This window comes from Pedobacter sp. KLB.chiD (assembly GCF_047040275.1).
GTDB lineage: Bacteria > Bacteroidota > Bacteroidia > Sphingobacteriales > Sphingobacteriaceae > Pedobacter.
In genome coordinates this window covers 776,225-800,098 of record NZ_CP178207.1, presented here as the reverse complement: position 1 = coordinate 800,098, position 23,874 = coordinate 776,225, and the positions used below count along the sequence as shown (strand labels likewise).

Below are 23,874 nucleotides of genomic sequence, written 5' to 3'. Positions count from 1 at the left end.
TTTAAAGTTTGTGCAACAAAATTACTTTGCTATCTTTTCGTCTGAAGAAGCAGAATTGTAAATAAAAATGTAAACTTTGTAAATAAAACATTGACACTATGCAACTTAGTCAAAACCTCCTATCCGGTAAGGCCAAGTACTTCTTTGGATTCGTCTTACTCTTATCATTCATAACAATCTATGTGGCTTTCGATATGACAGATAGTGATGATTTTGATCTTTCCAGAAGGGAAGTTTTGCTCCGCAGGATCGGACATGAACTGCTCTTACAATCGGGCGACAGTACATCCAGGGTGCTCCCAATAAAAAAGATTGCAGACAATGGATATCAAATTCAGTTTGAGCATGAGTTTACTTTTAACCCCATCTCGCTGGTGAATGCGACCAAACGCCAGTTGGCCAAAGATCCCATGACAAATGATTATGTAGTTAAAGTATTAAACCTAAGGGATTCCAGCATTACTTACGGGTACGCAATATCACCGCATAAAAAAGATGAGATTATAGCTTGCATAGGCAGAAAACAGCCAAAAGCTCGGTATATGATCGACATTCAAATGAGACCGACAGGCATCATCACCAAGAAAAATGGATATCTTCTGGGCAGCCTGCCATTTCTGGCATTTGTTGGTTTTATTTTTTTAAGATCGGTTAAACCGCGAAGAGATTTGCCCAATAATGATCAACATAAAGATCTGATTACCTTGGGTTCGGTTCTGTTTAATGCTAAAAACCGGAAGCTCTCCATAAATGAAAAAACAATAGAATTGACCGGTACGGAAACCAGGCTATTGCTCATCCTCGCAAATTCCCCTAACGAAACCATAGAGAGAAGCCGGTTACAAAAAGAGATATGGGAAGATGAAGGTGTTATTGTAGGGCGTAGTTTGGATATGTTTATATCAAAGCTTCGAAAAAAACTGGAATTCAGTCCAAATATTAATATTGTTGTGGTAAGAGGCAGAGGATATCGACTCGAAGTTAATGCTTAAAAATAATCTGCCTACCTCATGGCCATCACTAAACCAATTCATCGTGCTGATCCTGGTAGTTAATAAAGTGACTACCATAATATTGAATTCTTTCACCTGAGAAAAAGGGGATATAACTGACCGAAAGTACGTTAATCAGATTCAGATTATGATAAAAGAGCAGGATAATCAATATGATATACCAGGTTAGTCCTGCTCTTTAAATTTATCGTCATTCTTTTTCAGAACTACGAGAGGATAGTGTTATTCATCAAAACTGATCAATGCTTTGATCAGCGAATCATTTGCATGGAGTAGATGATTAAATTTTTCTTTCACCTCCATAAACGGGACATTATGGGTAATAAAATCCATAGGTTTAATCAGCCCTTTTCTGATGCAATCAATTACATAGGCAAAGTCGTGCGGCAGTGCATTTCTGCTGCTCATCAGTACAGCTTCCCGCTTATGAAACTCCGGATGCACCACCTCAATCGTACCTTTCTGAAGGCCTATCATGATAAATTTACCTGTATGCGCTAAAAACCGGAAGGCATTGTTAATGGCCTTTAAGTTTCCGGTACAGTCTATTACCACCTTTGCCATTTCTCCATTGGTAATTTTTGATAACTGCTCCAAGGGATCTGTTTTTAATGGATTTATGGTGTGCATGATACCAAAACGCTCGCTGCAAAAAGACAACCTGTTATCGTTTACATCAACAACAATAATCTCAGCCCCACTTATTTTGGCAAATGCAATAGTGCCCAAACCAATCGGTCCGGCACCAAGTATCACCACATGATCTCCTTTGTTTAACTGTGCAAGGCCAACGCCATGCGCACCAATGGCCAGTGGTTCTATGAGTGCCAGTTCATCTACTGTTAATCCTTCGCCACTAACAATTGAGGATGCAGGAACTGTGATGTACTCCTGCATGGCACCGTCTATATGGACACCGAAAACTTTAATATTTACACAACAATTGGTTCTGCCACTCCGGCACGCGATACAGGTTCCACAATAAAAATATGGACTAATGGTAACCAGGTCTCCGGTTTTTAGGTCTATTCCTGTCCCGGCCTCTACCACCTCGGCAGCAATTTCATGTCCAAGGATTCTTGGATATTCGAAAAATGGTTGTGTTCCTTCAAATGCATGGTAATCGGTACCGCAAATCCCCAGTCTTCTCATTTTAAGCAGCACCATACCATCTTCAACAAATGGCATATCTTTATTGATATAGCTAAATTCTCCCGGTGTATTACAAACTAATGCTTTCATCGTTATTTTAAAATTCAATCAATCCCTGTTTTTGCATTTCCTGCCAAAATCCGACAGGAATTTCTTTATGGGCCAACGCCGCATTTACAGCTACTTTCTCAGGCCGTGTAGTATTTAACGCAATGCTTTTTACGCCAGGGAAACCTGCAGAAAAACTGAAACAGGCCTCCGCAGGAAGTACACCAAACGTTTTACAAACCTGATAAAATTTATCTCTCCAATCTAAAAGCGCTTTCCCGGTTAAACTGCCAGCATCAACCGGCTGGTAATTATAAAAATCACCACCTGTTAAAAAGCCACCGTTAAATATGGCAGAATTAATTACTTTAATATTTTTTTGGTTAAGCTCCTTTATAAATGCAATCAGATCAGGAGGATGCGACTTGACGGTCAGACTGTTGGCAATCATTACCCAGTCGAGATCAACATCTGCCACGATGGACTGGATAATTTTCCAATCTTTTGCCCCTACCCCAATAGAAGAGACTAAACCGGCAGATTTTAATTCGGCCAATGCCATGTAAGCATCCAATATATGCTGATAACGTTCTTTATAGTCTTCCTGGCTATTGCTTGCAAAAAGATATTCGTCAGGATCGTGTACCGATACCATTTGTGCATGGTAATCCCCCAACAGTTCATTACCTTGTTCAAAACACTTTAATATCCCATCATAACTGATCATCTGAACAGCATCATGTTCAATATCCTTCCATATACCTGGTTCGAATGTAGGCTCAGGCGTTAAAAGAGGTGTTCTGTACCAGCCCAGTTTATTACTGATGACTACCTGTTTGGGAGCTACCTTTAAATCTGCCAAACATTTTCCCAGTGATTCTAATGCCAGACCTGCCCCATATTTCCCGGCAGAATCGAAAAATGCTACCGGTTTTGAGGAGGCTAAACAGGCTTTTACTATTTCCAGTTTAACACCATAATCCACTGCCTGATAGAGATTTCCCAAACTACTGGTCCCGAAAATAACCGGAGGCAGCCTTTGGGCCGACTCCTGATGTTCATTGTCGCTAACCATTTAATTCGAATATTTTTTTCATTAATACCCACTTTTCTCCTGGTTTTGCGAATGGCAATGCTTGCTGGTAATTCCACATCAGTGTTTCCCATTCCTGTACCTTCGGGTTAGAAGCGTCCATAAGTGCTTTATTTTCGAAACTGAAATCGTCTTCCGTTTCCATAATCATAAATAAGCGGTTGGAAACACGATAAATTTCCATATCCAGTATACCCGAATCGGTTATGCTGCTTTTAATTTCAGGCCAACCCTTAACGTGGTAAGCTTCATATTCTGCGATCAGTTTTTCATCATCAACCAGATCAAGGGCCAAACAGTATCTTTTCATTTTTAATTATAAAATTTCATTAGGTTGATTAATGATGTCTTTTCTGGTCGTTTTTTGCCCCATTAAACCAAATAGCATAATGACAACAAAACAAACCATTGGCACATAATATCCATTTTGGATATTGCCCGTTCCATCACTTATATATCCAAAAAAACGTGGAAGTATTGCACCGCCCACAATAGACATGATAATTAAACTACTTCCCAGTTCGGTATCCTCTTTAAGATCTTTAATGCCCAAAGAGAAAATGGTAGGAAACATAACCGACATAAAAAAGCAAATGCCGATAACGGCATACACCGTTGTGATGCCCGCAGCCATTATAGCAACAAAGCAGAGCAGTGCGCTGATAAAGGCATAGGTAACCAATAAATATTGCGCCTTAAAAAAGCGCATGAGGAAGGTGGTAAAAAAGCGTCCGATCAGAAACGCAAAACCACATACACCCAGGTAATAAGTTGCCTCTTTTTCTGTAATACCTGCTGATTTGGTTGCATAAAGAATAAACAGGCTAAATACAGATACCTGCGCACCAACATAAAAAAACTGTGCAGCTATTGCCCACGATAAATGTTTATGTTTAAAAACTTGCCAAAAGCTATGTTTGGTAGGGCCTTCGTCATTTGTCCTGATATCGGGTAATTTGATAAAATAAAATATAGCCGCCAGTACGACCAATATGCTTCCCAATACAAAGTATGGTCCCTGTACAGAGGTGGCTTCTGATGCCAGCACCGATTTTCTTGTAGCCAAATCCATTTTGGCCAGCGCGCTATCTGATACACCCTCTACCAGGATGAGTTTACCTCCAATGATGGGTGCAAGTGAAGCCGCAAGCCCATTAAAAGACTGGGCAAGATTTAGCCTGAAAGTAGAAGTTTCCGGTTTTCCAACTAAGGTGATATATGGATTTGCTGCTGTTTCCAGAATAGTGAGTCCGCAGGCAATAATAAAAAGAGCAGCCAGGAAGAAATTGTAAGATTGTACCTGCGCTGCCGGCAAAAACAGGTAACATCCAACCGAAAATATCAGCAAGCCGATAATGATTCCACTTTTGTAGCCATACTTTTTCATGATGATGCCTGCCGGCAGCGCCATTACAAAATATGCGATAAAAACCGCCGAATCTACCAGTGTGGCCTGTACAGTAGTGAGCGTAAATGACCGTTTTAAATGCGGAATTAATATCGGGTCGAGATTATGGGCAAATCCCCATAAAAAGAACAGAGAGGTAATTAGTATTACGGCCAGTGTTGAGCGCTTGGTTTCCATCAGAGAAGATTAAGTATATTATTATTTATTAAATCCTATTTTAAATCCTGTTACCGCCCAGGCAGGGTAATTTTTAGGCTTTTTGATCACTAATGAACCATTGGTTTGTGTCCAGTCTAGTTTTTCCTTGCTGCCTAGAAGGGAAACCGAGCTAATCGTTTTTTCGAGATATTTAGAGTCTTTTCCTAACAATTCCATTTTTATCTCTGTTTGAGGTGCATTCAGGCAAAATGCATAAATGTTGCTTCCCTTTGTGGTATAACGGATATCCGTTGCATCATATCCGCGCGTATCGGTCAATCCGCCAAAATCGCCCTTTTTCTGGTTCGACTTGATTGTAGATGGTCCTTCGCCATATACTTTCCAAGGCCTTGTGGCATAAATTCCTTCTCCATAAGTCTTGGTCCATTCGCCTAACTCCGTTACAATCTTAATCACATCGGGTTCTAAATCTCCCTCTGGTGTCTGTACCACATTAATCAGCAGATTTCCATTTTTACTCACTACATCAATCAAAAGTTGTGCAATTTCATCCGCACTTTTGTAGCGTTGTCCTGTTCTGTAATACCAATCACCGATTGAAGTATCGGTCTGCCAGGGGAAAGGACTGATCGAATCCAGTACACCACGTTCTACATCCTGTGCCCATTTACCTTCAGAAGGTTCTTTAGGTGTATAAACCGCTTCAAGTTTACCTTTGTTTTTAGCCATATCCTGGTTGTAATAATGCGCAATCATTTTACGTCCATATTCTTCAAAAGGCACTTTGCTATCAGAGTAAAGCAGATCAGGATGATAATTATCAATCAGTTCGGTTACATAGTTCAACCATTTTTTATGCCATGCCGGATTATTGGTCAACCATTCTTTTATATCGCTCGAATCAGCCGGCAAATGATACAGGTCTGAATATTGTGGGTCATGTCCGTCATACGGAACTCCGGCAAATTGGCCGGTTTTATCTGAACCATGACTGGGCTGAAACCAATTGAAGCTTGCAGCCAGATGTTCAGAAACTCCAAAACGGAGGCCTTCTTTTTTTGCCGCTTTTTGCCAAAGTCCAACCACATCCTTTTTAGGCCCCATTTTCACCGAATTCCATCTATGGATTTTCGAATTCCACAAAAAGAACATATCATGATGCGAGCCCATGCTAACAAAATATTTGGCACCCGCTTTTTTATAAAGGGCCATTAACTGCTCAGGATTCCATTTTTCTGCCTTCCAAAGTGGAATAATGTCTTTATAACCAAATTTGGATGGTGTTCCGTAATGCGCGACATGATATTTATTCTGATCATTGCCTTGCAGGTACATGCCTCGCGCATACCAATCGCCCTGACGGGGAACTGCCTGAGGCCCCCAATGCGACCAGATACCAAATTTGGCATCACGGAACCACTCCGGATATTGATATTGCTTCAGGGATTCGTCTGTAGGATTGAATTTACCCTGCTCAGGATTAATGGTTTTTTGCTGAGCTTTTGCATTTAGCAATAGAAAAATTGCAACAATGCCTATGGATATTTTTTTTTTCATTTGTGTAATAACGGTTTTATATTTGGTTACTATAGTCAAAAATAAACATGTTATCTAATCTATTTTTAAATAAATTAGACTATTTATTGTAAAAATCCGACATTTAAAAAATGATTAAGCGAGTACTGCAAAATACCTTTTCACTACTCAATGTAGATTATGTAAAATTATCGGAAAAATGGAATTACTCAAATGTAATCAGTCCTTATTTCAGGATTTATTATATAGATGAAGGAAGCGGTGAGATATCCGACCAATCAGGCTCTTTAAAGCTTGAACCCGGATACCTCTATATTATACCCAGTTTTACACTTTGCAATTTACATTGTGATGGATATTTAAGCCAGTACTTTGTGCAGTTCTTTGAAGAATCTGTAGACGGAAATTCTCTCTTCGCCCGAAGCCGTAATGTTTCGAAAGTTAAGGCAAAGCAGATGGATATTGATCTTTTTAAACGATTGCTTGAAATCAATCCCGGCCGTGGCATCAACCGATCTGATGATCCAAAGATTTATGAGAAAAATATTTACTATAAAGAATATCAGGAGCTGAACAATATGCAGGGTTTAGCCAGTTACCTTGAAACCCAGGGCATACTGCTTCAACTAATGGGGCGCTTGCTCCAACCACAGTTACACCGTAAACCTGAAGAGCGGCATGCTCCGGTCAAAATAGTAGAAACGGTAGGTTACATCCTTGTAAATCTGCACCAGGAATTATCTGTAACCAGTTTAGCCTCACGTGTTAATCAGCATCCCGATTATTTCTCCCGTTTATTCAAAACCTTTACCGGCCAACGCCCGGTTAGTTACATCCTAGAAAAACGGATTGAGCGGGCCCAATATCTACTGGCCACCAGCCGGTTTGCGTATTCGGAAATTGCAACACAAACCGGGTTTGATAATCTCTCCTACTTTTCAAAATCTTTTAAAAAACTTACGGGGATGTCGCCCAGTGCTTATAAGAAACAGGTTTATACAGTAGGTTTTACGTTGTAGATAAATACCGACGGAGCAAAGCCCAAGTTTTAACCCTAAATAGTAAAATAATCTATTTTAAATGGTATTGGCATTTACAGATACGTTCTGCCATAATATGTGGTTTAATCCCTTTATTCCTGATCAGTAATTAATCATGTAAATTAAAAAAGCAGTCCGACTATTGTTTTAAGCTCAAATATATTACGCCAACGGTAAAGAAAAATTAAAGGTAGCACCTTCACCCGGCCTGCTTTCTACCCAAATCTCGCCACCATGGCGTTCAATGATATCTTTTGATATAAAAAGCCCGAGGCCCAAACCCGACGAACTATCTCTGTGTTCCTTGGCTTGATAAAACTGGCCGAATATGTAACGTTGGTTTTCTTCTGAAATACCCGGACCAAAATCTTTAACCGAAGTATGTACCGCATTATCCATATGGAATACCTTTAATTCGATTGTTTTTTGTAGGGGCGAATATTTAACGGCGTTGTTCAGCAAATTTGTTAATACCTGTTCAAGGCGCATCCGATCAGCATGAACAAAACTTTCTTCAGGCATTTCAATGGTCAAAATATGCTCCGGGTGGGCTTGCAAAAAAGATTCTTTCATTTCCTGAACAAGTAAAGCCAGATTAAGGTATTCCATATTCAATTGTAGTTTTCCAGACTGGATCTTGGAAACATCAAAAAGATCAGTAACTAAAACGATCATTTTTTGCAACTGTTTAATTGACTTTTCAAGTAGCGTTTTTGAAACACCTTCAACTATAGTACGATTGGCCAACTGTAAAAAGCCAAAAAGAGAGGTCATTGGTGTTTTTAATTCATGAGAAGCCATTGCAATAAACTCATCTTTTTTCATGCTCAGGTCCTGCACTTCTTTAAAAAGTCTCGAATTTTCGATGGCAATGGCGGCCTGGGAAGCTACCGTTAGCACCAGATCCTCATGTTCCTCTTTAAAAACGGCCCTATCTTGATGACCAAAAAACAGCCCGCCAATTACTTCGCCCGATTTGGTTTTAACCGGAACGGCAAGATAGCTAACCACGGCTAAATTTCCTGAAACTTTTTCCAAAAAGGGTACATCTTTACCGTAGCAGGAGTCCTGGGTAATGTCATCTGACCGTACTACTTTTGTTCCGCTAAAGATCGGATGAAATAAAGTGGTATTGGGTGGCATCGGAAAATCAGCAAAAGCCCCCTTCGAGTCGCCAGATAGGGTATACAACCAGTAAGATTCGCTTTTCTGTTTAGCCTGATTATAAAAAAATGCTCCAAAGGCTGCACCGGTAAGTTTTGTAGTGGAATCAATTACCTGCTGTAATATTTGCTGAAGGTCCAGAGATCCGTTAATGCTTCTGCCCACTACATTCAACAGCTCAAGACGCTCCATGTGCTTGGCAATTAATTTTTCAGACTCTTTTTGGGAAGTAATATTACGAACAACTTTAGATGCGCCAATAACAACTCCATCGCGGTTTTTAATAGGAGATACCGCCAGCGAAATATCTAATAAACTCCCATCTTTTGTTTTTCTGATGGTTTGGATATGGCCTACCCGCTCACCACGCCGCAGGCTTGCAATGATAGCTTCTTCCTCGCTCAAACGGTCAGCCGGGAGAAGTATGGTGATTGGCTGTCCAATAGCTTCTTCTTCAGTATAGCCAAAAATATGCTCTGCTCCTTTGTTCCAGGTCGTAATAATTCCATCAAGTGTTTTACTGATAATAGCATCTTCAGAACTTTCTATGATAGCAGCAAGCCTTGATTGTTTTTCTTCGGCCTGGTATTCGAAAGAGATATCATGTGCAATTTCCAATGTACCAATAATTTTTCCGTCCTGATCTTTGATCGGCGAAAAGCTTAGGGAAACCGGTATTTCCTTGCCCAAACGGTTAAGCATGACTGTTCTGAACTGACTGATCTGCTTATCAGCTAAAACTTCCTGCATCAGTTTTTTCTTTTCTGCATGATTATCATCCGGAATCAGCAGAAAAATAGATTGCCCTGATATCTCTGTCGCAGTATAGCCAAACAGACGTTCTGCAGCGGGGTTCCAATTGGTTATCCTGAATTCAAGGTCATAACAGTATATGGCATCCTGAATGCCTTCAAAAATGGATTGAAGCGTGAAGAGATCAGGCAGATGAGCTGATTTTATCATATTATTAGGAATTAAATCCATCGGAAACACTAGTCAAATTTATTGAAGATATTTTATACAATCATTTAGCTTAAATGTTTTTCTTTGGAAACAGCTTTCATTAAGGAAGCAGCTATACTATAACCATCATTATACAGATCGTGTTACCTGTATAAGCAAGCTGATTTCTTCAAATTTATCTTTAAATGTAACAATCATATGGCCGTTAACAACATTAAAGTTTATTTGATGATCATTTTATATCATTTCAATAGATAAAAAAGGTTTTATTTAGCTGTCTTTCAATACATAAACCTGATACTTCGAGCTCTAACACATGTTGGCCAATAAGTGCCTGATCTCCTCCTGCAAGATTAATCAAAACTTAATTGAATTTAGCCTGTTGTTTAGTAACCTATCTACCTAATTGAAAAACTATGAATCAAAATGAATTCAGCAGGGCTGCTGATGGGCACGCTATTGCCCTCCTCACCCATGCAATGCGGTTTACCCATGACGAAGATGATGCAAAAGACCTTGTGCAGGATACGCTGATTAAAGGAATTCGATTTTGCGCAAAGTTTGATAAAGGCACCAATTTACGTGGCTGGCTTTATGTAATTATGCGAAATACCTTTATCAACGACTATCGTAAAGCTCAGAAGAGACATTCAGTGATCAGTAGAGATGAAGATTTATCAAGTCCTAACCTGCTTAAAAGTTCAACCAAAATTTCTTCTGAAGGAAAATTTGTGATGGATGACATCCAAAAAGCATTACGGAGTTTACCTGAACAATACCGGATCCCATTTCAGCGGTACTTTGAGGGCTATAAATATGAGGAAATTGCCCAGGAGCGCGGTATTCCCTTAGGAACAGTAAAAACACATATCCACCAGGCGAGGCAGATTTTGAAAACGTATTTGAGGCAGTATCGGACGGCTTAGTGCCAAATTAGATTGATTAGCTTTAATAACTTAGCCGGATCAACTATGATCTGGCTAAGTTATTTTATTTCCTTTCGTTAAATACACCTAGTTCAGCAATAACCGGCGGACTATCAAAATCTGTTATGGTAACTTTTATTTTTTCACACCAGATCCGTTCGAACCTGAAAATGTTCACTTTTTTTTCTCCTTCATTGCTTACCGGCAATGCATTCCACGTGCCATTTGCATAATATTGTAAATGATAAGTTGCCTTATGGTTATTGCCTGCGGTTAGTACAACCATGTTACAAGCCACTGCCTTTTCGAAATTCAACTCATACCATGGCGATTTTACGGTATGGTTGGATGACCAGCTTGAGCCAAAATTATCATCGTTGGCAAAATCCATAATGTTCATATCGTCACTCCAGCTACTATTGCTTTTTACGTTTTTGGCAATGTTACTGGAAATAATCGGAGCAGCATGTTTTGGGATACGTGGGAGACCTACAGGTTTTTTATAAAGCTGTCCCATTTCCTTAAGAGCCGACAGGGCATTGTCATCTATCAAACCATTTTTACCGGGTGCTACATTGAGGATAAAGTTACAATATGCACCGTTGTATGGAATAATAAATTTGTTAACCAGTTCAGGTACATTTTTTACTGCTGTAGTAGGGAATGATGTTTTCCAGAACCAGTTGGCTTGTAGCGGAAGACAGGCAAGCGCCGGAAGTTTATTGTTTTCTTTTGAAATAAACTGACCTGCCCCTTGTTCGTAAGATTTAATATCAGTATAAAAAAGTGCTTGTGTAGGATATTTAGCCGCATTCAGATCCATTACCAGGCAATTTGGCTGTAAAGATTTAATGAGGTAATAAATATCTTCAAAAGGCACCTGATCATAAGAAATCCTCGACCATGGAGCATCCCATCCATCAATGATCAGGGCGGTGATTTCGCCATAGTTTGTAAGCAGTTCGGTAAGCTGATCTTTAATCATTTTCACATTATCCGGTGTAATCTGATTTGGACGGATCCCATGGTGGGTATCCAGTATAGAATAATAAAGCATTACCTTTAAGCCATTTCTGCGAAAAGCATCTGCATACTCTTTTACCACATCACGCTTTAACGGCGTATTCATTACGTTGTACGCTGTTGTTTTGGTATTCCAGATCGGAAAACCACTATGGTGTTTGGTGGTTAAACAACCATAGGTCATATTGGCCGATTTTGCCGCTTTCGCCCATTGATCGGCATTAAGTTTCGGCGATTGAAACAGGGAAAGATCTGCATCCGGATCCGACCAGTCCTGATCCATAAAAGTGGGCATGCCGTAATGAATAAACATACCCAGTCCAAGGTCAACAAAATCCTGTTGCAATTCGGATAAGGGTTTGTTGGCAGCTTTCTGCTGCGCCCGAACCGGATAAAGGGATGTTGCAGCTGAGACAATAAGTAATAATAAAATCCTTCTAATGGCCATTTTTTTTTTGGGGGGGGGTTAAGTAAAAGGTAAATCTTCTGAACAATAGATTTATCTGCTATTGTTGCTGAGAGTTAGACTGATCAATAAAAATCTGATTGATAAGTGTCGTCTATCTTCATTATTCAAAGCTACGTCCAACATCGCAACAATTTGCCAAACGAAAACGTAACAGAAACCTAACAAAAGCTTAACGGCATACTAGTTATGGAATAATATGTCTATTTTTAAAGTATAAAATGAAAAATCGGATATATAAATCAGTTGTATTGCTCAGTTTTCTGATATTACTTCTCGTGCAATTCAGGTTAACTTATAACTCTTACGTACTTAGAGACAGGGATTATAGTTTAAAAGAAAAAACACTGATTAACGATGAATATGGCCGCAGTATATCTGAAGATAAAGTTTACAAAGGTGGTGGAAAGATTATCGATTCGATCCTCACCATAAATATGCCCGCACTCAAAAAAGCTTATCTCAGCAACAGGCACGAATTCATCAAACTTTCACAAAGCGTTAGCATTAACTTATTGAAGGAACTTCAAAAGAAAAGCACTATGGACAGTGTTTTCCGATCGATAGTAAAAAAAAATGGACTAGACAGCAACTTAGAATACCTGCTTACTTTTCAGCAGATAGACATTAACTTTGATACTAAAATCGGTGACATTTCCCTACTTGACAGACATACCCCTACGGATTTTAAAGCAAACCAAAAAACGCCGTTCGGTATAATCATCGATGGTACATTGACTCATCCAACCCTACAGAACAGAATTACTCATCTCTCTGTTAGTGATAAACTGGTTTACGATTACAGGGTAACCTTCAACCTTTTTGTTGATTCCCCGGGCCGTATGCTCAAAGTGGCTTATCAGATGCTGCCTACATTTTTATTGGTAGCACTGTGTATTTTGATCATCGTAGGCATTAACTATTACACCTACATGAGCTGGATGCGCCAAAAGAAAGAAACAGATATCAAATCCGACTTCCTGAACAGTATCAAGCACGAATTTAACACGCCCATCACCACCATTTTAGTGGCAGGCAAAAGCTTGCATGAAAATGAGGTACTCAACAACCGGAATCGTGTAAATACACTGGTAAATATTATTGAGAGACAGGCTAAAAGGCTTCATTCACACATTAACCAAATGTTGGAGGTATCGGAAATGAACAATAATATCAATTTAGAAGAAACAGATCTTAACTATGCTGTACTTACCCTGGTAAACGATTATAAAATAAAAATACATGAACCAAACAGCCTGACTTTTGATCCGTACGATTCGGAAATATTGGTGATGATGGATCCTTTTGTATTTACCACCATGCTGCAGAATATACTCGACAATTCTTTTAAACATAACGATAACAATGTTAAAATGACCATGCTATTTATCACTAAAAATAAGGATGGTTATGCCCTGCATATCAAGGACAACGGAAAGGGAATGGAAGACGATATGAAAGAAAAAATATTTGATAAATTCTTTCGTGGAGGTAAAGATGGTACAGTTTCAGGCCTGGGCCTTGGCCTATATTATGTTAAACAATGTCTTGATATTCATGGTTGGGAAATCAGTGTAAAAACAACGCCTGAACAAGGAACCGAATTTCTGGTGCATATACCTGCAGCGCAGATTAAGATTGTTATAAATGATTAATAAATTGCAACCCTATGCTTAACGATATTATAATAATTGAGGATGAAACAGACCTGGGCAACGTCATCTCATCATACTTAAAGTTACGGGGTTTTAGTGTACAATGGTTCAAAACTGCTACAGCAGCACTAGATTATTATGCTGCAAACCCAGTTAACAATAAGCTGGTGATTGTTGATGTGCAATTACCCGACCTGAATGGTTTTGATCTGGCTGCTGAGCTGGTGAAAATAAACCCTAACCAACCGTTCTTTTTTCTTACCGCACACAACGAAAAACAAGACCGGCTCCGTGGGCTTAAGATCGGCGCCATAGATTACATATCCAAACCGTTTGAAATTGAGGAACTGGTACTGAGAATCGTAAATATCATCAACAAATTTTCACCTGATCCAAAAGCCCCCGCTATGGCAAAAGCTGGCTACATTAATCTGGGCGATATCAGGTATCAAAAGGATCAGTTGTTTGTTTCGATGCCCGATGGTAAAGAAATTTCCCTCACGGTAAGAGAAGCAGAAGTATTGGATCATCTGGCAGGCCATATTAATCAGGTAGTCAAAAAAAAGGATCTGCTGCTAGCGTTATGGGGAAACGATGACTATTTCAATGGAAAGAGTCTTGAAGTATTCATTTCAAGACTTCGCAGGCTTTTCAGGGCGTCCAATCAGGTTAGTATAGAAAACGTATATGGCCTGGGCTACATTTTGAAGGTAGATAAATAAGCCGGAAATATAACTATTTGGCGGGAGTAGAAATTACCTAAAAAAATCTATAGTATGGACACCTCTTTTGTATAACTAGCAAGATCTTGTGAGGTTTCCATTCTTTTTAAAATTACCCTTCGCAGCCTGCTTTCATTTTCATCGCCCCAAAAACCTAATGCGGATATTACCGGCACTAAGGTTTTACCAAAATCTGTAAGGGAATATTCAACTTTTGGCGGAACCTGAGCATAGATTTTCTTCTTCACCAGTTCGTGATCTTCCAGTTCTTTCAACTGGATGTTTAAAACACGTCTTGAAGCATCTGGAATTTTACGCTGTAATTCACTTGGCCGCAGATGCCCCTGATGAATAAACCATAACAAACGGATTTTCCATTTGCCGTAAAGTACTTCACCGATCAGGTCGAGGCCACAGTTTAAATTTAAAGGTATTTTTCTTTCGTGCATATACAAATTTAATCCAATGTACCTAATCATACAATAGGGGAAAAATTTGTCCCTATGCAATTCGGTTTTCCGTTATTGCCTGATAGCGTGATACTTCTCAATTTTGTATCAAAGAATTCGACAAATGGAAAATCAATTTAATTACAACAATGAACTTCAAGGTAAAATTGCCTTGGTAACCGGTGGAACAAAAGGAGCCGGAAAAGCAATCGCAGAAAGGTTGCTGCAAGCCGGCGCAACCATTATAATCAGCGCAAGAAATGCACCTGAAAAAGAAAACCGTAACATGCATTTTATTGCTTCTGATTTGAGTACTGCAAATGGAGTACAAAAAGTAGTTAGCGAAGTGCTGTCGACTTATGGCAAGCTGGATATTCTGGTGAACAACCTTGGTGGTTCATCAACGCCGGCCGGTGGATTCTCTGTGTTAGGAGATGACGACTGGGAATCGACCCTGCAAGCTAATTTGCTTGCTCCGGTTAGACTTGACAGGGGATTTTTGCCACAAATGGTAGATAGAAAAAGCGGTGTTATTATTCACATCGCATCCATTCAGGGTAAATTGCCTTTGTACGATTCTACTTTACCTTACGCCGCAGCAAAGGCCGCATTGAGAAATTACAGTAAAAGTTTATCGAACGAAGTTACCCCTAAGGGTGTTCGGGTGCTAACGGTTTCTCCAGGTTGGATCAACACAACAGCATCGGCAGCCTGGCTGGGTGAAATTGCCAGAAACGCAAATAGCACCATAGCAGAAGCGCAAAAAAGTGTAATGGATGCCTTGGGTGGAATACCTTTCGGAAGACCTGCCGAACCGGAAGAAGTAGCTGAATTGGTTGGCTTTCTTGTTTCGCCAAGAGCCAGCTATTTAACAGGAACTGAATTTGTAATAGACGGCGGTACAGTGCCAACCATTTCATAATCATAAAATATAATACGATGAATTTACCACACATGATCTCCGAATTAGTAAAAGCGCAAAACAATTTCGACAGTGTTGCGTATGCCAATTGTTTTGCAAAGAATGCAGAAGTATTTGATGAAGGCAAAACGCATAAGGGAAAAGCAGAAATCGAAAGTTGGATTGATAAAGCCAACAAAGAATATCGTGCCACTATGGAGCCAGTAGCTTATGACGAAGATGAAAACATCCTATCCGCGAAAACATCAGGAAACTTTCCGGGTAGTCCGATCATTTTGAAATATCATTTTAAATTATCTAATGGATTTATTCAATCGCTGAAAGTAACAGATTAATAAAATGAGCAAAAATCACCCCTTGTATAGCAAAAGGGTGATTTTTTTTAGACAAATCTCATAGCGTAATCAGGAAAGAACTTGCTACTGAATCGATTCAGCCATTATTCTGTTTTGCCAGTGTTTAAATACATTAAGATTGCTTCATAAACACCTGATGGATTTTCTTCAAACATAAAATGACCGGTATTTTCCAGATTCACCAGTTGATAATTCTCCGCTATGGTTGGTAAAGCATATTGGTAAAAACCAGAAGCCACATTGCTGGCTATACCCAGAACAGGCATCCGGAGCTTCGAATAATGTTGGGCATCGGCTATATCCTGGGGAAATGCCTGGTACCAGCCATTGGAGGCCCGTATCCGTTCGGATTGGTTGTAAACGTACGCATATACATTCCTTTCAAAATCAGGCATCTTCGAACTGTCCACCATCACGTAATCGAAAAGCCAGTCGAGCAGGTAACGGTAACGTCCCTCCAGCAATTTTTCAGGCAGTTCTTTAACTTGATTGAAACTCATCCACCACATATAAGGTTGCTGTTGATCTATTTTCCCGCCAAAAGTTTCCTGAGGTGGAATCAGTTTCATTTGCATCATTCCTTCATTAGGATGCAGGCCATCTGCCAGGATCAGGCGTTCAATCACATCCGGATAATTATGCGCCAGACTGGATGCGACCATACCGCCTATATCATGGCCTAACACAGATGCTTTACCAATGCTCAATAGGCCCATCAGCTTGTACACATCAGTAGCCATTGTTTTTTTGTCATAGCCTGACGCTGGTGTTGCCGAACTGCCCATGCCACGAATATCGATTACGATAACCCTGAAGGAATCAGCCAATGGAAGCGCAACCGAACGATATGAATACCAGGTTTGTGGCCAGCCGGGTAGGCAGATCAATACCGGGCCTTTGCCACCGCTGTCTACAAAGTGCAGTTGCGTTCCGTTCACTTCTACTATATGGCTGGTAAAACCCAGCCAATGTTTTAAAAGCTGCGCATTACTATATAGCTGTTTCATTTTGTGCTATTCTATTGTTGTTTATTGCGTGAAGTGTTATTTCTGCTGTTTGCCAGCTTAAACCAGGGTACCGGTCATTGTCAAGAGCATGGTGATGAGCTGCAAACATGCTATAGAGATATTGCATCTGCTGCCATTGCGGGTAAAGTTGCTTTTCGCCATCGGGGTTTTCTGTCCGTAACTTTTGAATATAAGCCAAAAATTGTTCAAGGGTACCTTGTTCTTTTAATTTGAAATGTTCACCAAAAACGCGTACGGTGAGCGCTGCCAGTTCGCTCGGGCTAAAACGGAAGCCTGCTATGCGGAGAAATCGTGGCGCGGTATCATCCATTGCGGCACATGCAGTGAAAGCGGCCGTATCTTCTATAGTGGTAAAGTCGATCTGCCAATCAGCTTTACCGGAATAGTAGGTAATGGTCTTTGCTTTTGTATCAAGAAGTGGGATATCATACTGCAAAACATAGGCAAAGGCACCGTTAAATACAGAAGTAGCTTTGATATTACTGGCCTCAAGCACGGACTGAAACGCTTTACGCAGGTCGAAATTTCTATTTTCGCCTGCCTGTAGCTGGGTAAAGTCTGTACAAAAATCGGATGGAATAAAGCGTGGAACGCCCGCTTGTACAGCAGCCTGAAGCAACTGGCTTTGTGCCGTTACAATCACCTCCCGCAAGCCAGCAAGTACCGATACCACGCAAGAAACGCCTTTGCACGCCGATACTAACCCAGCTTCATCTTCAAAGCTGACCGCTACAATCTCTACCCCTGATTCACGCAGTTCATTTACTTTGTCCTGATTACTTTCTGCTCTCACGACGACGCGTACACTAGCGCCATTTTTGAGTAAATGTCTGCACAATCTGCCTCCCAGGTCGCCAGTAGCGCCTGCAACTAAAATAATATTGTCCATTGTTCTTTTTTATTGATTTCACAAAGCTATGCCCGTAGAAAGTCAATCGAACTACCATTTGGTAGATAATGCCATTAACGAAGATTTTTACGAATGCGACTTAGCGCATTCGGAGTTATACCGAGGTAAGAAGCGAGTTGCTTAACAGAGATAAATTGCATGAAACCAGGCTTTTGAAGAAATGCCAGGTAACGTTCCTCTACAGTCATGGTCTGGAAGCTGATGATCTCGCTGATCATGCGCACGGCCATACCTTCCCAGAGTTTTCGCCCAAACTCCTGCCAGGCGGGAATTTGTTTATAAAGCAAATCCATATCGTTTTTATGAATGTAGTATAGTTCAGTATCTGCAACCGCCTCTATATTGAACCGGGAAGGCAATCCCGGATTCAGACTGGAAATTTCAGCGAAAAACTCTCCCGGCTGTACAATCCAGGCCGTAAGCTCCTGTTCATCATTATAGAAAAACCGAAGTGCCCCTTTGTTTAAAAAATAATAGTGTGAAGCGATCTGGCCACGTTTCAACAACAATTGTCTCTTTTGCAGTGTTTTTACGGTAAAATACCCTAAAATCTTATGAAGATCCTCTTCCTCCAGCCAAACGCTGGAACGTATCAAATTTTTAAGCCCCTGCATATCTAATTTGTCCTTAAATATATCTAATTTTTTCGAATCGTTGGCTCCTCCCTACCTTGAATCAAAGTATATAGAATCCCGGAATACAGATGAGTTAAAGCGAAAGATCGGGCAAGCGGCACCCTTATTTGGCCGGCTCCATTACCGCTTATCACAAGTACCTCACAATCGGCAAACTTTCCTGAAAGCCAAGTGACTTCACTTTAAGCCCATCATTGGGCAGAAATTTTTAAGCTACGTAGTAAATCCAATACAGCTAAAAATAGAATTTCCTACCACAGCGTCTTGATATCAAAACCATTATAGGTTTTTAGCGTTAACCTATACAAATAAAATTCAAAACGCTACAATGAAAACTGTACATCTAATTCTCGCATTGATTTTATTATCAGCCTGCAGCAACGCTCCTAAAAAAGCCGGAAACAAACTAGATTCTAAAACCGCAGTCAAGGATACCGTTATGGTACCTCAATCAAAAAATAACCTCGAAGTAAGGAATTGGTCAGATGACTTTAAGAATTTTAGAGAAGCCGTTTATTTAAAAGATATCAAAAAACTGAAAACGTATTTTGATCTCCCAGTTACTGACGATGGCGGCTCTATCTTGAACTTATGCAATTTAAACGAAGCAGAAATAAAGGTAAGAAAAAATAAATTCAAAAATCCCGATTTATTTTATGAGCAGGATCTGGAACTATATTATAGCAGAGTTTTTAATGCTGATTTTATTAAAACATTACTGAAAATTAAAAATCATCTCTAATAAGTTATTAAATCTAAATACGATGATGAAATCGCTTCAAAAATTTGTACTCCTTTTTAATCTTTCAATAACCATTATCGCTTGCCAAAACAAAAAACAGCAAGCAGAAACCATATTTACAGATACTGTAAAAAATCAAACGGAAGTTTTTCAACATGCTGATTCCTCAATTGTCGCCCCTATTTTTCCCGGCACCGGCAATACCACACAAGATTTTGTTCCGGCCAACTACAAAATGGATTTGGAAGCAACAGGCGACCTGAACAACGATGGCCTAAAAGACGCAGTTATTGTGCTTATTAACACGAGAGATACCACCGCCGTTCGCCCTACTTTAGTGCTCTTTAAACAAGGCGAAAAATACAAACTCCACGATCAATCATTTTCGGCAGTAGAGCCCAAATACAGAGAAAACGGTTATCCGATCTACGATTATGAAAAAGTTGATATTGACAGTGGAAGGCTGGTTATTTCCATGCAGGCTACCGGCCCTGCCGGAAGCATAAAAAGCACCTATCAATACCTCAACAAAGGTTTAATTTTAATGCAGATTAGTGCTTATAGCATGGGTGCGGGAGGACAAACAGAACAGAAAATCGATTTGTTGAAAGGCACTTACACCCAAACGGACATAAATACTATGAAAGAGGATATGCCAAACACCACGACAACAAAAAGTTACGAAATAACAACTGTACTTTTTAAAGATAGCAACCCAGGCAAAATCTTAACCAACGCTTTTAATAAAGTTGGGAATTAAATTATCTGGCAGGAAAAATCATCATATATATAAAACATTTTTTCCTGTTGCAGATGATTAAAATATCAAGAGTATACTTCTATCATGACAATAAATGAACGAGAATTGCAAGTTTAGCAAACACCTATGAAACAACTAATTATTATTGCAGGCATATTTATTTTAAAATTATCGACTTATGCACAGAAAAAATTGGTAAAAGACATTGATCTCGATGGAAAGATGGATACTGTTTACCTGGATAAACGTGATTATACCATTGTATGTAGACTATCCATGCAAAACTTTAAAAAAATAAAAAGTAAAAAATTAGAAATGGCTGCTGGAGATAATACCCTCATCGAACCTAAAAAAAGTGGTTTCGAAATTACTACAAACTGGATGCGTTCGGGTTACGCTTGCCAGTTTAGGTACGAGAGAAATGAGAAACGAATGAGGTTAATCGGCGTGAGTGAGTACGCTTTCGGCAACGCCACTCACGACGGCAGTGGTGAAGCAAGTATAAATCTACTCACTGGCGACTATGTCGGCAACTGGCATTATTTTGATCATTTAGCAAATAATAAAAAAGGAGAGCTAATCAAAATCCCGACCATAAAAGCGAAGATGCAAATCAAAAAAATTTATTTAGAAGATTTTGATGAGGAACAATATAATTCAATATCAGAAAAATTTAGTGCGTTGATAGAGCGGCATAAAAATTTAGCAATAAAAAGAAGAGAAAAGCATTAAGCCAAGCAGCGCTAATGATTAGACAGAAAATGGGCTACACCTTGCAAGTGTATGGTACAAAAAAAATATAAATTTATTGATTCGGAAATCATGAAATTCGCAATTTAAGGGATAAAAATAATTTAAGAAAGCAACTATAAGCTTGAAAAAGATATGCCTAGGTATCATGATACACTTCCTATCATCATATCGATGCTGATGTAATGATTACCCAATAAATGATGTACCAGACCTTATTTCGAACTATCGCAATGAAAAAACTTTGTGTTTTAGTAGCCTGCAAACCCTTTTTTGCAAGGCGTGATAAAAAATCGATTATTAAACAAAAATAGCTGCGAGCCCTGGGCCGCAGCTATTCGTGAATTGTTCTCAAAGAGAAATTATTTGAAAATGCCTGCCAGGGTTTTATTCAGTTCCTCTCCTCTCAAATCTTTGCCTACTACCTTACCTTCGGGATCAAGCAGAAAGCTTGCCGGTACAGCTTTTACGCCATAATCCTTAACCGCGGCATTAGACCAGGCCTGTAAATCTGAAACATGCGTCCAGGTGAGGCCATCAGCTGCAATGGCTTTCAACCAGGCGTCCTTTTTGGAGTCTAGCGATACACCCAGAATTTCAAAGCCTTTATCATGGTATTTTTTGTAAGCGGCAACTACGTTTGGATTTTCTCTCCTGCAGGGACCACACCAGCTCGCCCAGAAATCAACCAGTACGTATTTTCCTCTAAAATCTGACAGCTTTACGATTTTACCATCCTTATCAGGCATCGCAATTGCCGGAGCAACCTTCCCTTTAGCGGTTTTTGCATTAGTTTTTATGGCGGTGCTAATTTGTTCGCCAATATCTGATTGCCGTGCTTCTTTCGTAAGCATCCCATACAACTGTTCTGCTACCTGAAAATTGGGATAACTTATAAAGCGGTCGTAAATAATTGCTGCCGACCCAGCTGAGCTAGGATTTTTGGAAATGTATTGTTTTACAATTCCAATATTCAAAGTATCCAGGGCTTTAAATTCCTTATCGAAACCTGCACGGGTAGCTGTATCCATTTTGCCAGCTTTCTCCACCTGATCAAGCCTCCCGTAAATATTTCCCGCTTTAGCTGTGATTGTTTTCCATGGGCCATTATAAAAGTTCATGTATACATCATACGCCGGAGAACCAGTAATCAGCACCGGCGATACACTGTCGGGTTTAGACACATTGATGGCCGCATTTTCTAATATAAAAACGATTGGGTTTTTAAGGTGTTTGCTTTCCAATTTGTAAAAGCCCGGTTGTTTAACGGCTCCTTTAAACATAAAACTGCCATTAATAACTTTGGCCGAATCTGTAACTACATATTTGTCTCCAGCGTCGTGACCAAGATATACCTTTTCGTTAACGGCAGGCAACTTACCGGTGATTACATATTTCCCGTTCTGTGCAAATAACGGGCCTCCACAACACATTAGCGTTGCAGGTACAAGGGTTAATAGGCTCTTAAATAAAATGTTCATGCTTTATCGCTTTTAATTTGGTCATTAATCTACTTTTCTACATTCTGCTTGATGGTTCCATTACCCGGATTTTTTGAAGCACCCTGTGGAAATGGCATTGTCCACATACGAGAGTTTGGTGCAAGCGTTAAGGCTTGTCTATTTTCCGTTTTACTTAATGTGACAGCGTAATTGGCATCTTTATTCAGGCGACGTGCATCAGCAAAAGGTGTAATACCCAAAATAAGCTCGTTTGCTTTGGTCCGCTGAATAAGCTTTACTGCTTCAATGGTGTTAGCTGCGCTTAGCGGCGCGTAGTTTGCAGCAAAAATTCTTTTTACCCTCACCGCATTTAAGGTAGACATTGCACCAGGAACATCGTTCAAACGTGCCTGACATTCTGCTTTGATCAGATAAACTTCCGTTGTGGTTAAACCACCCACATTGAAGTAACCGGTGGTAATGCTGGTATAATAAGTATCTGCCCCAACGGTCCGGAGTTTCCAGCGTGAAGCAAATCTTGCATCTCCCTGTTCAAAACGGGCCGCACGGTCAACACGAATTGACTGTTCCCGGCCAGCATTGCTCGAAGCTCCATGACGGAAATAATAATTTTCTATGTAATTGAAACCCATTGGCGAAGGGGCATTGGTATATACATTAACAGCCTCTATCTGAGTTTTGTAAGTGTTATAAAATGCTGTCCAGTCGAACAGTTTATCATTGTACTTCAGTGCTTCATTTGCCGCAGCCAGCGCGTCTGCATATCTTCCCATTTGCAAAAGTATCCTGGCTTTCAGCGCATTTGCAGAGCCAAGGTTAGGATGTAGCACTGTTGCACTAGTGGCGCCCAAAGCCGGAATGGCCTCATTGATGTCCTTTAGCATGAAATCATAGAGTTCTTTAATTGTGACCTGGCTATAAGCAGCACCAATATCAGCACTAAGAATCAGCGGCACCGATAATTTAGCGGCAGCGTTTGCCTCTTCATAAGTATCTGCGTAATAATTAGCCAGGATATCATAATCAAATGCCCTCAGTACTTTAGCCTGCGCAATCAGTTCAGCTTTTTGTACATCTGTGCCACCGGTAGTACCGGCTGCTTTTTCAATAATCAGGTTGCTGGTATTTATTCCCGTATACATATTATAATAAGTGCCTTCATCAGCATTGTTCAATGCAATCCTATCCGCCGATTCATTCCAGTTATAATTTGCCTTGTACAAGGGATAGTAATTCAGGTTGGCACTTGTTTCGAACTTATCATTAAGCAGAAGCACCGCCTGGGTTATGTCTGTCCGATGGTTGCCATACTCATCGCGTAGCAGGGCTTCATAGTCTGACAGTGCGGTAGGAATCTGACCGTTTCCTACAGGAAGTATATCAATAAATTTATTGCAGCTGCTAAAGCTAAGTACCAAAGCAAGAGCCGCCAATTTTATGGTATTTGAAAGTATTTTTTTCATCACTTATGTCTTTAAATCTTCTTTTACT

Annotated in this window: 23 protein-coding genes; 10 read left to right on the top strand and 13 right to left on the bottom strand. The window is 39.9% G+C overall.

What is annotated here, in order from left to right:
* Nucleotides 1-98: 98 nt before the first annotated feature.
* Nucleotides 99-992 carry a winged helix-turn-helix domain-containing protein gene (locus ACK1I8_RS03500; protein ID WP_412467962.1) on the top strand — a complete coding sequence of 298 codons (894 nt, stop codon included), beginning with the start codon at nt 99-101 and terminating at the stop codon, nt 990-992.
* Between the two features lie 243 nt (nt 993-1,235).
* On the opposite strand, the gene ACK1I8_RS03495 is transcribed toward ACK1I8_RS03500, so the two are convergent.
* Genes ACK1I8_RS03495 through ACK1I8_RS03475 form a run of 5 tightly spaced genes read right to left on the bottom strand, consistent with a single transcriptional unit; the run spans nt 1,236 to nt 6,430 of the window.
* Complete coding sequence (locus ACK1I8_RS03495) at nt 1,236-2,255, bottom strand: zinc-binding alcohol dehydrogenase family protein (RefSeq protein WP_412467961.1); 1,020 nt, start codon at nt 2,253-2,255, stop codon at nt 1,236-1,238.
* Nucleotides 2,256-2,262: 7 nt separating this feature from the next.
* Nucleotides 2,263-3,288, bottom strand: coding sequence for an aldo/keto reductase (locus tag ACK1I8_RS03490; protein ID WP_412467960.1), 1,026 nt, complete (start codon nt 3,286-3,288; stop codon nt 2,263-2,265).
* Entirely contained in the window at nt 3,281-3,616 is a 336-nt protein-coding gene (locus ACK1I8_RS03485; RefSeq protein ID WP_412467959.1) for an L-rhamnose mutarotase, read from the bottom strand. Before ACK1I8_RS03485 ends, ACK1I8_RS03490 begins: the two co-directional genes overlap by 8 nt.
* Nucleotides 3,617-3,622: 6 nt before the next feature.
* Nucleotides 3,623-4,891 (bottom strand): L-fucose:H+ symporter permease, encoded by a 1,269-nt coding sequence (fucP, locus tag ACK1I8_RS03480; RefSeq protein WP_412467958.1) that lies wholly within the window; start codon nt 4,889-4,891, stop codon nt 3,623-3,625.
* 21 nt (nt 4,892-4,912) lie between these two features.
* Entirely contained in the window at nt 4,913-6,430 is a 1,518-nt protein-coding gene (locus ACK1I8_RS03475) for an alpha-L-fucosidase (protein ID WP_412467957.1), read from the bottom strand.
* A 110-nt stretch (nt 6,431-6,540) separates the two neighbouring features.
* Between ACK1I8_RS03475 and ACK1I8_RS03470 the strand changes: the two genes are divergently transcribed.
* A complete protein-coding gene (locus ACK1I8_RS03470; RefSeq protein ID WP_412467956.1) occupies nt 6,541-7,428 on the top strand; it encodes a helix-turn-helix domain-containing protein in 888 nt (295 codons plus the stop codon).
* 183 nt (nt 7,429-7,611) lie between these two features.
* Here the strand turns inward: ACK1I8_RS03470 and ACK1I8_RS03465 are convergent, their stop codons facing one another.
* Nucleotides 7,612-9,576 carry a PAS domain S-box protein gene (locus ACK1I8_RS03465; RefSeq protein ID WP_412467955.1) on the bottom strand — a complete coding sequence of 655 codons (1,965 nt, stop codon included), beginning with the start codon at nt 9,574-9,576 and terminating at the stop codon, nt 7,612-7,614.
* Nucleotides 9,577-9,992: 416 nt separating this feature from the next.
* Here ACK1I8_RS03465 and ACK1I8_RS03460 point away from each other — a divergent pair, with 416 nt between their 5' ends.
* A complete protein-coding gene (locus tag ACK1I8_RS03460) occupies nt 9,993-10,502 on the top strand; it encodes an RNA polymerase sigma factor (protein ID WP_412467954.1) in 510 nt (169 codons plus the stop codon).
* A 64-nt stretch (nt 10,503-10,566) separates the two neighbouring features.
* Here ACK1I8_RS03460 and ACK1I8_RS03455 read toward each other — a convergent pair whose 3' ends face one another.
* The gene (locus tag ACK1I8_RS03455) at nt 10,567-11,973 is read right to left on the bottom strand and encodes an alpha-L-fucosidase (RefSeq protein WP_412467953.1); all 1,407 of its coding nucleotides are present in this window, start codon (nt 11,971-11,973) and stop codon (nt 10,567-10,569) included.
* Nucleotides 11,974-12,212: 239 nt separating this feature from the next.
* Between ACK1I8_RS03455 and ACK1I8_RS03450 the strand changes: the two genes are divergently transcribed.
* Together ACK1I8_RS03450 and ACK1I8_RS03445 are read left to right on the top strand one after the other, a co-directional pair.
* Nucleotides 12,213-13,646 carry a sensor histidine kinase gene (locus ACK1I8_RS03450; protein WP_412467952.1) on the top strand — a complete coding sequence of 478 codons (1,434 nt, stop codon included), beginning with the start codon at nt 12,213-12,215 and terminating at the stop codon, nt 13,644-13,646.
* A gap of 14 nt (nt 13,647-13,660) precedes the next feature.
* On the top strand, nt 13,661-14,368 hold the full coding sequence (locus ACK1I8_RS03445) for a response regulator transcription factor (RefSeq protein WP_412467951.1): 708 nt from the start codon (nt 13,661-13,663) through the stop codon (nt 14,366-14,368).
* A 47-nt stretch (nt 14,369-14,415) separates the two neighbouring features.
* Here ACK1I8_RS03445 and ACK1I8_RS03440 read toward each other — a convergent pair whose 3' ends face one another.
* The gene (locus ACK1I8_RS03440) at nt 14,416-14,817 is read right to left on the bottom strand and encodes a winged helix-turn-helix transcriptional regulator (RefSeq protein WP_412467950.1); all 402 of its coding nucleotides are present in this window, start codon (nt 14,815-14,817) and stop codon (nt 14,416-14,418) included.
* Nucleotides 14,818-14,941: 124 nt separating this feature from the next.
* On the opposite strand from ACK1I8_RS03440, the gene ACK1I8_RS03435 reads away from it, so the two are divergent.
* Both ACK1I8_RS03435 and ACK1I8_RS03430 read left to right on the top strand, forming a co-directional pair.
* Nucleotides 14,942-15,739 carry an SDR family oxidoreductase gene (locus ACK1I8_RS03435; RefSeq protein WP_412467949.1) on the top strand — a complete coding sequence of 266 codons (798 nt, stop codon included), beginning with the start codon at nt 14,942-14,944 and terminating at the stop codon, nt 15,737-15,739.
* 17 nt (nt 15,740-15,756) lie between these two features.
* Nucleotides 15,757-16,074 (top strand): nuclear transport factor 2 family protein, encoded by a 318-nt coding sequence (locus ACK1I8_RS03430; protein WP_412467948.1) that lies wholly within the window; start codon nt 15,757-15,759, stop codon nt 16,072-16,074.
* A 104-nt stretch (nt 16,075-16,178) separates the two neighbouring features.
* Here ACK1I8_RS03430 and ACK1I8_RS03425 read toward each other — a convergent pair whose 3' ends face one another.
* The 3 genes from ACK1I8_RS03425 to ACK1I8_RS03415 all read right to left on the bottom strand — a co-directional run bounded on the left by ACK1I8_RS03425 (nt 16,179) and on the right by ACK1I8_RS03415 (nt 18,629).
* Complete coding sequence (locus tag ACK1I8_RS03425; protein WP_412467947.1) at nt 16,179-17,102, bottom strand: alpha/beta fold hydrolase; 924 nt, start codon at nt 17,100-17,102, stop codon at nt 16,179-16,181.
* Nucleotides 17,086-18,012 (bottom strand): NmrA family NAD(P)-binding protein, encoded by a 927-nt coding sequence (locus ACK1I8_RS03420; protein WP_412467946.1) that lies wholly within the window; start codon nt 18,010-18,012, stop codon nt 17,086-17,088. The genes ACK1I8_RS03425 and ACK1I8_RS03420 overlap by 17 nt, the downstream gene beginning before the upstream one ends.
* A gap of 74 nt (nt 18,013-18,086) precedes the next feature.
* Nucleotides 18,087-18,629, bottom strand: a complete 543-nt coding sequence (locus ACK1I8_RS03415) for a Crp/Fnr family transcriptional regulator (protein ID WP_412467945.1) — start codon at nt 18,627-18,629, stop codon at nt 18,087-18,089.
* A gap of 367 nt (nt 18,630-18,996) precedes the next feature.
* Between ACK1I8_RS03415 and ACK1I8_RS03410 the strand changes: the two genes are divergently transcribed.
* The 3 genes from ACK1I8_RS03410 to ACK1I8_RS03400 all read left to right on the top strand — a co-directional run bounded on the left by ACK1I8_RS03410 (nt 18,997) and on the right by ACK1I8_RS03400 (nt 20,902).
* On the top strand, nt 18,997-19,410 hold the full coding sequence (locus tag ACK1I8_RS03410) for a hypothetical protein (protein ID WP_412467944.1): 414 nt from the start codon (nt 18,997-18,999) through the stop codon (nt 19,408-19,410).
* A 22-nt stretch (nt 19,411-19,432) separates the two neighbouring features.
* Entirely contained in the window at nt 19,433-20,170 is a 738-nt protein-coding gene (locus ACK1I8_RS03405) for a hypothetical protein (RefSeq protein WP_412467943.1), read from the top strand.
* Nucleotides 20,171-20,296: 126 nt separating this feature from the next.
* Nucleotides 20,297-20,902 carry a hypothetical protein gene (locus ACK1I8_RS03400; protein ID WP_412467942.1) on the top strand — a complete coding sequence of 202 codons (606 nt, stop codon included), beginning with the start codon at nt 20,297-20,299 and terminating at the stop codon, nt 20,900-20,902.
* Nucleotides 20,903-21,282: 380 nt separating this feature from the next.
* Here the strand turns inward: ACK1I8_RS03400 and ACK1I8_RS03395 are convergent, their stop codons facing one another.
* Both ACK1I8_RS03395 and ACK1I8_RS03390 read right to left on the bottom strand, forming a co-directional pair.
* Complete coding sequence (locus tag ACK1I8_RS03395; RefSeq protein WP_412467941.1) at nt 21,283-22,401, bottom strand: redoxin domain-containing protein; 1,119 nt, start codon at nt 22,399-22,401, stop codon at nt 21,283-21,285.
* A gap of 29 nt (nt 22,402-22,430) precedes the next feature.
* Nucleotides 22,431-23,846 (bottom strand): RagB/SusD family nutrient uptake outer membrane protein, encoded by a 1,416-nt coding sequence (locus tag ACK1I8_RS03390; RefSeq protein ID WP_412467940.1) that lies wholly within the window; start codon nt 23,844-23,846, stop codon nt 22,431-22,433.
* Nucleotides 23,847-23,874: the final 28 nt, after the last annotated feature.

Excerpts from the sequence above, each read along its gene's own strand:
- ACK1I8_RS03500 (WP_412467962.1), top strand. The coding sequence starts at position 99 with ATGCAACTTAGTCAAAACCTCCTATCCGGTAAGGCCAAGTACTTCTTT.
- ACK1I8_RS03495 (WP_412467961.1), bottom strand. The coding sequence starts at position 2,255 with ATGAAAGCATTAGTTTGTAATACACCGGGAGAATTTAGCTATATCAAT.
- ACK1I8_RS03490 (WP_412467960.1), bottom strand. The coding sequence starts at position 3,288 with ATGGTTAGCGACAATGAACATCAGGAGTCGGCCCAAAGGCTGCCTCCG.
- ACK1I8_RS03485 (WP_412467959.1), bottom strand. The coding sequence starts at position 3,616 with ATGAAAAGATACTGTTTGGCCCTTGATCTGGTTGATGATGAAAAACTG.
- fucP (WP_412467958.1), bottom strand. The coding sequence starts at position 4,891 with ATGGAAACCAAGCGCTCAACACTGGCCGTAATACTAATTACCTCTCTG.
- ACK1I8_RS03475 (WP_412467957.1), bottom strand. The coding sequence starts at position 6,430 with ATGAAAAAAAAAATATCCATAGGCATTGTTGCAATTTTTCTATTGCTA.
- ACK1I8_RS03470 (WP_412467956.1), top strand. The coding sequence starts at position 6,541 with ATGATTAAGCGAGTACTGCAAAATACCTTTTCACTACTCAATGTAGAT.
- ACK1I8_RS03465 (WP_412467955.1), bottom strand. The coding sequence starts at position 9,576 with ATGATAAAATCAGCTCATCTGCCTGATCTCTTCACGCTTCAATCCATT.
- ACK1I8_RS03460 (WP_412467954.1), top strand. The coding sequence starts at position 9,993 with ATGAATCAAAATGAATTCAGCAGGGCTGCTGATGGGCACGCTATTGCC.
- ACK1I8_RS03455 (WP_412467953.1), bottom strand. The coding sequence starts at position 11,973 with ATGGCCATTAGAAGGATTTTATTATTACTTATTGTCTCAGCTGCAACA.
- ACK1I8_RS03450 (WP_412467952.1), top strand. The coding sequence starts at position 12,213 with ATGAAAAATCGGATATATAAATCAGTTGTATTGCTCAGTTTTCTGATA.
- ACK1I8_RS03445 (WP_412467951.1), top strand. The coding sequence starts at position 13,661 with ATGCTTAACGATATTATAATAATTGAGGATGAAACAGACCTGGGCAAC.
- ACK1I8_RS03440 (WP_412467950.1), bottom strand. The coding sequence starts at position 14,817 with ATGCACGAAAGAAAAATACCTTTAAATTTAAACTGTGGCCTCGACCTG.
- ACK1I8_RS03435 (WP_412467949.1), top strand. The coding sequence starts at position 14,942 with ATGGAAAATCAATTTAATTACAACAATGAACTTCAAGGTAAAATTGCC.
- ACK1I8_RS03430 (WP_412467948.1), top strand. The coding sequence starts at position 15,757 with ATGAATTTACCACACATGATCTCCGAATTAGTAAAAGCGCAAAACAAT.
- ACK1I8_RS03425 (WP_412467947.1), bottom strand. The coding sequence starts at position 17,102 with ATGAAACAGCTATATAGTAATGCGCAGCTTTTAAAACATTGGCTGGGT.
- ACK1I8_RS03420 (WP_412467946.1), bottom strand. The coding sequence starts at position 18,012 with ATGGACAATATTATTTTAGTTGCAGGCGCTACTGGCGACCTGGGAGGC.
- ACK1I8_RS03410 (WP_412467944.1), top strand. The coding sequence starts at position 18,997 with ATGAAAACTGTACATCTAATTCTCGCATTGATTTTATTATCAGCCTGC.
- ACK1I8_RS03405 (WP_412467943.1), top strand. The coding sequence starts at position 19,433 with ATGATGAAATCGCTTCAAAAATTTGTACTCCTTTTTAATCTTTCAATA.
- ACK1I8_RS03400 (WP_412467942.1), top strand. The coding sequence starts at position 20,297 with ATGAAACAACTAATTATTATTGCAGGCATATTTATTTTAAAATTATCG.
- ACK1I8_RS03395 (WP_412467941.1), bottom strand. The coding sequence starts at position 22,401 with ATGAACATTTTATTTAAGAGCCTATTAACCCTTGTACCTGCAACGCTA.
- ACK1I8_RS03390 (WP_412467940.1), bottom strand. The coding sequence starts at position 23,846 with ATGAAAAAAATACTTTCAAATACCATAAAATTGGCGGCTCTTGCTTTG.